Source organism: Nonlabens sp. Asnod3-A02, assembly GCF_045063755.1.
Taxonomy (GTDB): domain Bacteria; phylum Bacteroidota; class Bacteroidia; order Flavobacteriales; family Flavobacteriaceae; genus Nonlabens; species Nonlabens xylanidelens.
On the sequence record NZ_JBEFOC010000007.1, the window covers coordinates 1,311,089 to 1,322,254 of the forward strand.

Annotated in this window: 10 protein-coding genes; 5 read left to right on the forward strand and 5 right to left on the reverse strand. The window is 34.2% G+C overall.

The window, feature by feature from the left end:
* Positions 1-26 precede the first annotated feature (26 nt).
* Positions 27-1,343, forward strand: a complete 1,317-nt coding sequence (locus tag ACJJVN_RS09425) for a DEAD/DEAH box helicase (protein WP_405377922.1) — start codon at positions 27-29, stop codon at positions 1,341-1,343.
* A 262-nt stretch (positions 1,344-1,605) separates the two neighbouring features.
* On the opposite strand, the gene ACJJVN_RS09430 is transcribed toward ACJJVN_RS09425, so the two are convergent.
* Positions 1,606-2,121, reverse strand: a complete 516-nt coding sequence (locus ACJJVN_RS09430; protein WP_104514987.1) for a hypothetical protein — start codon at positions 2,119-2,121, stop codon at positions 1,606-1,608.
* On the reverse strand, positions 2,118-2,921 hold the full coding sequence (locus ACJJVN_RS09435) for an MBL fold metallo-hydrolase (RefSeq protein ID WP_405377923.1): 804 nt from the start codon (positions 2,919-2,921) through the stop codon (positions 2,118-2,120). The genes ACJJVN_RS09430 and ACJJVN_RS09435 overlap by 4 nt, the downstream gene beginning before the upstream one ends.
* A 48-nt stretch (positions 2,922-2,969) precedes the next feature.
* Here ACJJVN_RS09435 and ACJJVN_RS09440 point away from each other — a divergent pair, with 48 nt between their 5' ends.
* Positions 2,970-4,454, forward strand: coding sequence for a TonB-dependent receptor (locus ACJJVN_RS09440; protein WP_405377924.1), 1,485 nt, complete (start codon positions 2,970-2,972; stop codon positions 4,452-4,454).
* A gap of 98 nt (positions 4,455-4,552) precedes the next feature.
* Here the strand turns inward: ACJJVN_RS09440 and bcp are convergent, their stop codons facing one another.
* A complete protein-coding gene (gene bcp, locus ACJJVN_RS09445) occupies positions 4,553-5,002 on the reverse strand; it encodes a thioredoxin-dependent thiol peroxidase (protein WP_405377925.1) in 450 nt (149 codons plus the stop codon).
* A 37-nt stretch (positions 5,003-5,039) separates the two neighbouring features.
* Here bcp and nth point away from each other — a divergent pair, with 37 nt between their 5' ends.
* Positions 5,040-5,702: an endonuclease III gene (nth, locus tag ACJJVN_RS09450; protein ID WP_104514990.1), complete on the forward strand. Its 663-nt coding sequence runs from the start codon at positions 5,040-5,042 to the stop codon at positions 5,700-5,702.
* Positions 5,703-5,807: 105 nt separating this feature from the next.
* On the forward strand, positions 5,808-7,109 hold the full coding sequence (locus ACJJVN_RS09455; RefSeq protein WP_405377926.1) for a hypothetical protein: 1,302 nt from the start codon (positions 5,808-5,810) through the stop codon (positions 7,107-7,109).
* A gap of 168 nt (positions 7,110-7,277) precedes the next feature.
* On the opposite strand, the gene ACJJVN_RS09460 is transcribed toward ACJJVN_RS09455, so the two are convergent.
* Both ACJJVN_RS09460 and ACJJVN_RS09465 read right to left on the reverse strand, forming a co-directional pair.
* Entirely contained in the window at positions 7,278-7,424 is a 147-nt protein-coding gene (locus ACJJVN_RS09460) for a hypothetical protein (protein WP_170034531.1), read from the reverse strand.
* A gap of 74 nt (positions 7,425-7,498) precedes the next feature.
* Positions 7,499-8,083, reverse strand: a complete 585-nt coding sequence (locus tag ACJJVN_RS09465) for an RNA polymerase sigma factor (RefSeq protein ID WP_104514992.1) — start codon at positions 8,081-8,083, stop codon at positions 7,499-7,501.
* Positions 8,084-8,290: 207 nt separating this feature from the next.
* Here ACJJVN_RS09465 and uvrA point away from each other — a divergent pair, with 207 nt between their 5' ends.
* The gene (gene uvrA / locus ACJJVN_RS09470) at positions 8,291-11,092 is read left to right on the forward strand and encodes an excinuclease ABC subunit UvrA (RefSeq protein WP_405377927.1); all 2,802 of its coding nucleotides are present in this window, start codon (positions 8,291-8,293) and stop codon (positions 11,090-11,092) included.
* Positions 11,093-11,166: the final 74 nt, after the last annotated feature.

Sequence of the window (11,166 nt, forward strand, 5' to 3'; positions counted from 1 at the left end):
AGTTTCCATTGATTAAATAATTACCCATGAACAATTCCATAAAATCACGTCAGCAAATTCTAGATAAATTAGGAATTGTTTCACTTAACGATATGCAGCAACAGGCGCATAGCGCAATCACAAACCATAGAGATACGGTGATTATCTCACCTACTGGTACTGGAAAAACCCTAGCGTTTTTACTGCCAGTTATAGAGTTATTAAATCAATCGATTACAGAAGTACAAGCCTTAATTCTGGTACCTTCTCGTGAGCTTGCTATACAAATAGAGCAAGTTATAAGAGAAATGGGAACTGGTTATAAAGCAAATGCTATCTATGGAGGCCGTGCTGGAGCAAAGGACAGAGAAGATTTATCACATACTCCTGCCATTCTAGTAGGAACTCCTGGTAGAATAGCCGACCATTTACGACGTGAGACCTTTGACCCTTCTTTTATTAAAACACTTATTCTAGACGAATTTGATAAATCTCTTGAGACCGGTTTTGAAAAAGAGATGAAAGAAATAGTATACGCACTACCTCATATAGGGCGTAACATATTAACTTCTGCAACTTTTAAAGCTGAGGTGCCTGCATTTGTCGGTCTACAAGATCCACAGGTTTTAAAATTTGAAAAGAAAACCGATAGTGTTCTACAAATTAAAACTCTAGCATCTGATTCTAAAAATAGATTCTTAAATCTAGAACAAATCATTGCTCGTACTAATAAAGGTAACGGTATTATATTCTGCAATTTTAAGGATTCTATTGAAGAGGTAAGCGAATTTCTTAATGGAAAAAACATATCTCACTCTGTATTTTATGGTGGTCTAGAGCAAAGAGATCGAGAACGTGCTTTGATAAAATTTAGAAATGGTACGCACCAGTTATTACTTGCAACAGATCTTGCGGCTCGTGGTATCGATGTGCCAGAATTAGATTTTATTATCCACTTTGAATTGCCTTTTCACAAAGAAGAATTTACACATAGAAACGGTCGTACCGCTAGAATGCATGCAGACGGTACCGCTTATATCTTACACAATAAGAAATATAAACTACCAGATTACATAGAAAATAGTACTCCATTAGAATATTCAGAACGCTTAAAAGTAGACCAAGTACAAAAATGGGAAACCCTATTTATTTCTGGTGGTAGAAAGGATAAAATATCAAAAGGAGATATTGCAGGTTTATTCTTTAAACAAGGTAATCTAGATAAAAATGAGTTGGGTAATATAGAGTTGAAACAGGACTGTGCTTTTGTAGCCGTTCCTTTTGAAAAAGCACACCAACTTTGTCAAGATCTAAATAACTCTAGGATTAAGAAGCGTAAAGTGCGTATTTATAGGCTGGATTAAAAGATCTAATAGATAACCATATTTAATTAGTACTGAGAAAACGGATTTGTAAATAGTAAGTCAAAACAATTAAAAACACTCCCATAAATCCATTGTGGAATCTATCTAGTGCTACAATTCTTTTTTTGATTCTAAAAAGACGCAAGAAATTATCGAGTATCGATGGTAATCCCTTAAAAGTAGCGTAAAAAAAATACAAACTGAATAGAATAAAAAGTATCTGTAAAAGTCTGTAATTCATAAATGGATTTTAAATACCTACCTACTTCCTATTTCTATCATACAAAACTGAAGATACCGTTTCCATGGTTACATTTTTATCTACGTCAAAGTCGTAGCGTATAAGCACATCACCCCAGCGATCGTTATCAGTAAAGTTAGCCAGTACCCATTTATGATTGATAAATTTTGTGTCTATAATTCTAAAACCACGACCTTGTCCTTCATATGGTACCAAAGGGTTGCCATTAGGTTTTACGTTTAGATCTAAAAGCTCTTCACCTATTATATATTCCACCTCTTCTGGTGTAAGTCCTATGTTGTATAAGTAATTCTCAGCTTCTGGGTTTCCTTTAAGAGAAAAAACAGAATTCTCATAATCTACTTTGTACGGTACAGACTCTGCTTCTTTTCTAGCTTGGTCTTTTTTATAAACCTCAGTTCTCAGACTTTTTACTTGACTTTCTAGTTTTTCTTGATACTTTCTACCATTTACATAGATAACTAGTGCTATAAGTGACGCAAAGATGAACAGGTATAAATAAATGCTTTTTTTCAATGTGATATAATTTGAAGGTTATCGTATGCCAAAAATACATTTTCAGGAAGTGTTTTCTCTACTTCTTCATGAAAACCTAAGTGATGGCTTATGTGTGTAAAGTAAGTACGTTTAGGTTGCAATTCCCTTACTAATTCTAATGCTTCTTCTAGATTAAGATGTGTCGCATGCTCTTCTTCTCTCAACATATTGAGAATAAGAACGTCTAGATTTTTAAGTTTCTCTTTTTCGCCTTGAGCGATAGTCTTAACATCTGTCATGTAAGCAAAATTGCCTATTCTAAATCCATGAACAGGTATATAACCATGGTCTGCAAGAACTGGTGTCACCTGAATACCATCTATAAGGAAAGGCTCATTTTCAAATTCATGAACATCTAGGGTTGCTACACCTGGATATTTATTTACCGTAGTAAAAATATAACTGAAACGCTCTTGCAACGCTTTATGAACGCGTGCTGTCATGTGGCATTGTAAATTACCTTGTCTAAAATAAAAAGGTCTTAAATCATCTAGTCCTGCGGTATGGTCTGCATGTTCATGAGTAAAAAGCAGTGCGTCTATACTAGAAATACCTTGAGTAAGCATTTGCTGACGGAAATCTGGACCACAATCTATTATAAATCGTTTATCATTTACCTCTACCATCGCACTTACCCTAAGACGCTTGTCCTTAGAATCATTACTTAAACACACTGGATGTGAGCTACCTATAACAGGAATACCTTGTGAAGTACCTGTTCCTAAAACCGTAATTTTTACTTCCATAATTGTTTTATAAAAGTATTGATATTTTTTCATTTAAGTACAGCTGTTTGCTACCTTTGTGAGAACAGCAAAAGATATATAATGGGAATTACCTTACCAGGAGATCATGATTTTGAATCAGTTCCGTCTATAAAGAATAAAGTTTTAAGAATTAACCTGAACCGTAACATTTACGGAACCTTTGCTGAAATAGGCGCTGGACAGGAAACCGTACGACAGTTTTTTAGAGCTGGTGGTGCCTCTGGTACTATTGCAAAAGCGATGAGTGCTTATGATAAGGACTTTTCTGACTCCATTTATGGTGTACAAGATGACGGCCGTTATGTAACAGAATCTCGTTTAAAGAAGATGTTACAACACGAGTCTAATCTTATAGAAGAAAGACTATCGAGAGAAAAACATCCAGAAAAATTATTCTTTACCTATGCAAATACGGTAGCAACTATAGATTTTGCAAAGCGTTATTTAGGTCACGGATGGGTAGGAATAAGATTCCAAGCCTCTCCAGAAGAAGAGTATTCTGAGATTATTCTTCATGTTCGTTTTAAAGAACGTGATGCACGTCTACAACAAATAACACTAGGTATTTTAGGTACTAACCTTATATATGGTGCTTTTTATAAGCACGATAACCCTAGAAAATTATTAGAATATTTATACGATCATATCGATAAGGATAAGATTGAGATAGATATGATTAACTTTTCTGGCCCACGATTTAAGCAAGTTGATAACCGTTTAATGAGTTTACAACTTCTTAAACACGGTATGACAGAGGCGGTTATGTTCGGCCCTGATGGTAACAATATTTTAAGTGCCCGTATTCTTTACAAGAAAAATGTATTGGCGCTACGTGGTAGTTTCCGTCCTGTGACTAAAGTAAACATAGATATGTTTGAAACCGCACGCCGCAGGTTCTTAAAATCTGGTACCGTTAAAGAAGAAAATGTAGAGACTATTTTTGAAATTACACTTTCTAACTTAAGGTCACAAGGAGAAATAGATGAAGAAGATTTCATGCATCGTGCAGAATTGTTATGCTCTCTAGGACATACAGTTATGATATCTAACTTTAAGGAATACTATAAGCTAGTAGAATACTTTAATAACTATACAAAAGCACGTATAGGACTGGTAATGGGTGTGAATAATCTAGTAGAAATTTTTGATACTAAATACTATACTCATTTAAGTGGTGGTATTCTAGAGGCCTTTGGAAAACTATTCTTTAAAGACCTGAGAGTATACCTATACCCTATGCTAGATAAAGAAACTGGCGAACTTACTACAAGTGAAAACCTAAAAGTACACCCACGTATGAAGGAACTTTATAAGTTCTTTAAATACAACGGTAAACTAAAAGATCTTGATGATTACAATCCAGACATTCTTCATATATTCTCTAGAGAAGTTCTAAGAATGATCGATGAGTGTGAAGACGGCTGGCAAGAAATGCTTCCTGAAGGTATACCAGCATTGATGGAAAAAGAGAACCTCTTTGGCTGCAACAATAAAGTAACTTCTCATAAAGATACCGACTCTCACGTAGAAGACGCACCTTTATAGTACAAGTAACTTTTAAATATAAACCCCAAATGGTTGATGAAATTCAACTATTTGGGGTTTTATAATTTTAATGAAACTACATTAATAAGTTATTAGCCTTATAAAATCTGAGCTGCGTGATCTTTAGTTTTCACTTTACCTATCACATCGGTAATCACGCCATTTTCATCAATAACAAAAGTAGTGCGGTGAATACCATCGTATTCTTTACCCATAAACTTTTTAGGTCCCCACACTTGAAATGCGTTTAACAACTTGTGATCTTCGTCTGCAAGAAGGTCATAGGGTAGTTCATATTTAGTTTGAAAATTCTTCTGTCTCTTAGGACTGTCTGCACTTGCTCCTAGTATTTCATAACCGCTTGCGCGAAAACGATCTACATTATCCCTTAAATTACACGCCTCGGCCGTGCAACCTGGCGTACTTGCTTTAGGGTAAAAGAATAAAACCAATTTCTTACCTGAGAAGTCAGACAAAGAAACTGTTTGCTCATCTTGATTAATAACCGAAAAATCTGGAGCCTTATCTCCTACTTTTAATGAAGTCATATCGTATTTTTGAATGAATTAAAGCATAAAGATAGGAATGAACAAATCAGAAAAAGTTGAATTTATCATAAATAAATTAGCAGAGTTATATCCAGAAATTCCTATACCGCTAGATCACACGAGCCCTTATACCCTATTGATAGCTGTTTTAATGAGTGCACAGAGCACCGATGTACGTGTTAATCAAATAACTCCTCTCCTATTTGATCGTGCAGATAATCCCTATGATATGGTAAAATTATCTGTCGACGAGATACGTGAAATCATAAAACCAGTAGGACTATCACCTATGAAAGCAAAAGGTATACATGGACTATCACAAATTTTAATTGATAAACACAATGGTATAGTACCTAGAACTTATGAAGAGCTAGAAGAATTCCCTGCAGTAGGACATAAAACTGCAGCTGTTGTTATGGCACAATCCTTCGGGATCCCTACATTTCCAGTAGACACACACATTCACCGATTAATGTACCGCTGGAATCTTACGAACGGTAAAAACGTAGTCCAAACAGAAAAAGATGCTAAACGTCTCTTTCCAGAAGAAGTATGGAACGACCTACATCTTCAAATTATCTGGTACGGTCGTGAATATAGTCCCGCTCGCGGTTGGGATCTAGAAAAAGATATCATCACAAAAACTGTAGGTAGAAAAACGGTACTGGATGAGTATTATAAGAAGTTGAAGAAAAGGTGAAAACGTAAAACACAATATTTAAATTCTTAATAATAGAAAATGATAAAGATATTTAGTTACCTTATAATTATATATATTCTAGCAATTAGTTGTCAATCTCCCAAAATGAATAATCAGTTTGAAAAAATTGATTTCCCTACGACTAGCTTTATAATAAATCAAACAAAAGACACTACTCTATTTGGACCAGAAGGAACAAGGATTTTTATAGGTTCTAAAACATTTGAATTTCCTAACGGTACTCTAGCAAAAGATTCTATTAGGTTAGATTTAAAAGAGTTTTATAAAAAATCAGATATAGTTCTTGCCGAATTATCAACTGTTTCAGATAGTAAATTACTTGAAACAAGAGGGATGATAAAGATAGAGGCATCCTCAAACGGTGAGATACTTTCCTTAAAAAAAGGGAAGGAAATTGTAATTCATTTTCCGAAAAAGAAATTTGATTTCACTAAAAAAATGAATCTTTTTTATGCTGATGAAACTGCAACAGACAGCTCTGCTTTAAACTGGAAAATTGACACTGTAAATCTTGTTAAAAAGACTCTTAAGCTTAGCTCATTTGGCTGGTGGTATCCTTCTACAAATGACTCAACAAGTTATAATTTCATTCCTAAAAAACGGATAGATACTTTATACAGCTGGAATCCTCTTGATTATTATATAAGAGCTTATGATTTCACCTCAGAAACGAAAAAAGAAATTGAGACTACTCTTAACAAAAACGATTATCCGAATTTTGAGAATTGGAATGATTATGGTGTGGAATGCGAAATGGAAATTTCTAAAAATGGCCGTCTCAAGAACATTAAGATAAATACTAAAGTTTCAAATTCTACAAAACAAGAAATAGTAAAATTCTTAAAAAACTTACCCCTACTCGAACCTGGTAGAAACAAAAATGGTGATATTATTGAAAGAAAAGGTTTATTATTTATTCAAGGAGGAAATGTAATACCTCTCTATCAAACTAAAAAAGAATATATCACCTCATTTGATCGGAAATATTCAAAGTTTGAAAAAGAAGTTATAAAAGACATTGATGATGCTGAGTTAGAATACTACATATTCAGTGTTACTAATCTTGGCTGGATCAATTGTGATATATTTATTGATTTTGATGAAAAAATGGATCTAATAGTAGACACTCCTCTTTCTTCTAATACAAAATTAAAAATGGTTTTTAATGAGTTTGATGGTGTATTAAAAGCAAATACAAAAGATGGAAAATATACATTCCTAAATGTTCCCAAAGGGCAAACAGCAACCATCATTGGGATACAAAATAATAATGGTAAAATAATGGTTGCTTTTAAAGAAATTAACATTTCTATTAACCAAATTAATGGTTTAAAATTTGAAGAGACAACTCTTTCTCAATTAAAAAATAGACTTGATAATTTATAAAAGTACACGTAATTAGTTTTACCAATAAAAGTAAATCTAGTCTAGGAGTAACTAAAATATATTTTTTTCGCGAAAGCGAAAACACGACAAATAAAAAAATCCACTTTCAAAAAATTGAAAATGGATTTTTCTGTTTTTAAAACAAAAGCTAGCACTAGGCTCATAGTGCTAGTTGTTAAATGTCTCAAACGTCATATTCTTGTATCGAGTCACACTTAATGCTTTTGAGAAACTAAGTAAAAAGTTGATAGTTTCTTTTTTGGGTCCTGTTGGTTTCACTGGTTCAGGTAATGATTCATTGTAAAGTTTTGCCATGTGCAAGTAAGTTTATTTTTGAATTAAACGCACTTTTCAAAACTATATTATAAGAAATGACCAGAAAAAGTTATTTATCTTGTTAATACGATATTATGCTTATCAATTACTTTACGTAAGTTAATTAACGCATATCGCATTCTACCTAAGGCTGTGTTGATACTCACGTCTGTAGATGCTGCTATTTCTTTAAAGGACATCTCTTTAAAGATGCGCATAGTAAGTACTTCTTTTTGATCTTCTGGCAGTTCTTCTACCAGACGTCTTACGTCTTCATGTACCTGACTGGTAATCATATCAAATTCCATGCTCTCTTCTCCATCGCTTATTACATCAAAAATATCAAAATCATTACGAGATTGAAATTTAGGCATGCGTTTATTGCGACGGAAATGGTCGATGACAAGATTATGTGCAATACGCATTACCCAAGGAAGAAATTTACCTTCTTCATTGTACTTTCCCTTTTTAAGGGTACGTATTACTTTTATAAATGTATCTTGAAATATATCTTCAGTAATGTCGCGATCCATTACTTTAGAAAAAATAAAACTGTAGATTCTTTGCTTGTGACGTACGATAAGAGTTTCTAATCCCTTTTCATTACCTTCCATATACTGCCTTACCAACGCAGCATCTTGTACATTTTCTAATTTCATATTATAACAACTTAAGTGACCTCAGATAGAGCCTTAGATCAGATTTTTTAAAGTAGTGTTATAGTATAAGCAGTATGTTTAGAAATTGTTACCGGGATAAATATACCAACATTTATTCCACAAATACAAAAAGTGACAACATTTTTTAACATTTTTATTGCAATAAACGATTTTTTGAAGGACAAAGTCCCTCTTATCTTTGTAGTTATGCCAGAAACAAAATTGTTTGCCGATATAGACCAGTTAAGCCCTAAAGAGAATATTCTTATTAAAGGCGCACAACTACACAACTTAAAAGATTTAGATGCTGTTATCCCTAGAAATAAACTCGTTGTAATAACCGGTTTATCTGGTAGCGGTAAGTCTTCTCTAGCTTTTGACACGCTATATGCAGAAGGTCAACGTCGTTATGTAGAAAGTCTTTCTTCTTATGCAAGACAATTTTTAGGTCGTTTAAATAAGCCTAAAGTAGAATATATTAAAGGTATTGCACCTGCCATCGCTATTGAGCAAAAGGTAAATTCTACTAACCCTAGATCTACGGTAGGAACTACTACTGAGATTTATGATTATTTAAAATTATTATTTGCTCGTATAGGACGTACCTACTCACCTATCTCTGGCGACGAGGTAAAAAAAGACACTGTAACAGACGTTGTTAATTATGTAAAACAACAGGACGAAGGTTCTAAATTGCTATTAACTACTAGACTTATAGTTAAAGGTAAACGTGATATTGCTGCACAACTGCAGGTACTCTTACAACAAGGTTTTACACGTATAAAAATAAACGACAGCGTCCATAGAATAGACGAAGAAGATTTGACTTATTCTAAAAAAGACGAAGTAAAAATAGTCATAGACCGTATAATCGTACGAGATAATGAAGATTTCTATAATCGACTAGCAGACGCTATTGATACTGCTTTCTTTGAAGGAAAAGGAGTTGCCTTTATAGAACACATGGACGGCAGCAAAGTGCGCGAGTTTACTAATAAATTTGAACTAGACGGCATAGAATTTCTAGAACCTAATCCGCATTTGTTTAGTTTCAATAACCCTTATGGCGCCTGTCCTAGATGTGAAGGTTATGGAGATGTAATAGGTATAGATGCAGACCTGGTGATTCCTAACACCGCACTATCTATATATGAACAGGCTGTTTTTCCATGGCGTGGTGATAGCATGTCTTTTTATAACAACCAGCTTATAAACAGCGCTAGCAAGTTCGACTTCCCTATTCACAGACCATGGTTTGAGCTTACTGAAAAACAAAAACGACTGGTCTGGGATGGAAACAAATACTTTGAAGGTATTCATACCTTTTTTGAAGAACTAGAAGCAAAAGCTTACAAGATCCAGAATCGTGTCATGTTATCTCGATACCGTGGCAAGACTAAATGTAGCAACTGTAATGGCGCTAGATTAAGAAAAGAAGCTGACTATGTAAAAATAGCTGACACTACCATAACAGACCTGGTAACGTTACCTATTAAAGAGTTGGTCTTATTCTTTAAAGATTTACAATTAAACGATCACGATCAACAAATTGCAAAACGTTTACTTATTGAGATCAATAATAGACTTGCTTTTTTATCTGACGTAGGGCTAGATTACTTAACCCTTAATCGTAAATCTAATAGTCTTTCTGGTGGAGAATCTCAACGTATCAATCTAGCGACATCATTAGGTAGTAGTCTGGTAGGTAGTATGTATATTCTGGACGAACCTAGTATAGGACTGCATCCACGAGATACGAAACGATTGATTAAAGTACTCAAGAATTTACGTGATTTAGGGAATACGGTCATCGTCGTGGAGCATGATGAAGAAATAATGCAAGCCGCAGACCAAATTATAGATATAGGTCCAGAGGCTGGTACTCATGGTGGTGAAGTGGTTGCTGCAGGAACACTGGACGAGATCTTAAAATCTGACAGTCTTACTGCAAAGTATTTGAATGGATCTATGGAGATTCCGCTTCCGCGAAAGCGAAGACCTAACAAGTATTATATAGATATAAAAGGTGCGAGACAGAATAACCTGCAGAATATAGATGTGCGTTTCCCACTAGGTGTTTTAACTATGGTAACCGGTGTTTCTGGTAGTGGAAAATCAACTCTGGTAAAACAAATTCTATATCCAGCAATCTTAAAAAAACTAGGTGGTTATGGAAAAAAAGCAGGACAATTTACAGAGATATCTGGTAAGTTTGAAAATGTAAAAACAGTAGAATTTATAGATCAAAACCCTATAGGTCGCAGCTCTAGATCTAATCCTGTAACCTATATAAAAGCTTATGATGACATACGTAATCTATTTGCAAATGAGAAAGTTGCAAAAATAAGAAACTATAAGCCTAAACACTTTTCTTTTAACGTAGATGGCGGTAGATGTGAGACTTGTAAAGGAGATGGTGAAGTAACTATCGAGATGCAATTCATGGCAGATGTTACTCTCAAATGTGAAACCTGTAATGGAAAACGTTTTAAGAAAGAGATTCTAGAAGTGAAGTTTTTTGATAAGAATATAGACGATGTTCTCAACTTAACTATTAACGATGCAATAGCGTTTTTTAACACCAATAAAGAAGCTAAAATCACAAGAAAACTACAACCTTTACAGGACGTAGGATTAGGGTACGTAACCTTAGGACAAAGCTCTTCTACCCTATCTGGTGGAGAAGCGCAACGTATTAAGTTAGCTAGTTTTTTAGTAAAAGGAACCACGTCAGATAAAACGCTTTTCATATTTGACGAGCCTACTACTGGACTTCATTTCCATGATATCAATAAATTATTAGATAGTTTTAATGCATTAATAGAAAAGGGACACTCTGTAATTGTGATAGAACACAACATGGATCTGGTAAAATGTGCTGACTATGTTATAGACCTAGGTCCAGAAGGCGGTAAACTAGGTGGTAAATTAGTCGCCACAGGAACACCTGAAGAAGTGGCTAAGATTAAAGACAGCTATACCGCTCCTTACCTGGCAGAAAAATTATAATTAAACAGACTCTCGCGCTATATAAATGAGTGCGATTTATTCAGTTTAAACTTATTACATTTGATTAAGTCTGC

What these genes read in the sequence shown, in the direction of transcription:
- ACJJVN_RS09425 (WP_405377922.1), top strand. Translation starts at nt 27, where the DNA reads ATGAACAATTCCATAAAATCACGTCAGCAAATTCTAGATAAATTAGGA.
- ACJJVN_RS09460 (WP_170034531.1), bottom strand. Translation starts at nt 7,424, where the DNA reads ATGGCAAAACTTTACAATGAATCATTACCTGAACCAGTGAAACCAACA.
- nth (WP_104514990.1), top strand. Translation starts at nt 5,040, where the DNA reads ATGAACAAATCAGAAAAAGTTGAATTTATCATAAATAAATTAGCAGAG.
- ACJJVN_RS09465 (WP_104514992.1), bottom strand. Translation starts at nt 8,083, where the DNA reads ATGAAATTAGAAAATGTACAAGATGCTGCGTTGGTAAGGCAGTATATG.
- ACJJVN_RS09455 (WP_405377926.1), top strand. Translation starts at nt 5,808, where the DNA reads ATGAATAATCAGTTTGAAAAAATTGATTTCCCTACGACTAGCTTTATA.
- ACJJVN_RS09435 (WP_405377923.1), bottom strand. Translation starts at nt 2,921, where the DNA reads ATGAAAAAATATCAATACTTTTATAAAACAATTATGGAAGTAAAAATT.
- ACJJVN_RS09440 (WP_405377924.1), top strand. Translation starts at nt 2,970, where the DNA reads ATGGGAATTACCTTACCAGGAGATCATGATTTTGAATCAGTTCCGTCT.
- bcp (WP_405377925.1), bottom strand. Translation starts at nt 5,002, where the DNA reads ATGACTTCATTAAAAGTAGGAGATAAGGCTCCAGATTTTTCGGTTATT.
- uvrA (WP_405377927.1), top strand. Translation starts at nt 8,291, where the DNA reads ATGCCAGAAACAAAATTGTTTGCCGATATAGACCAGTTAAGCCCTAAA.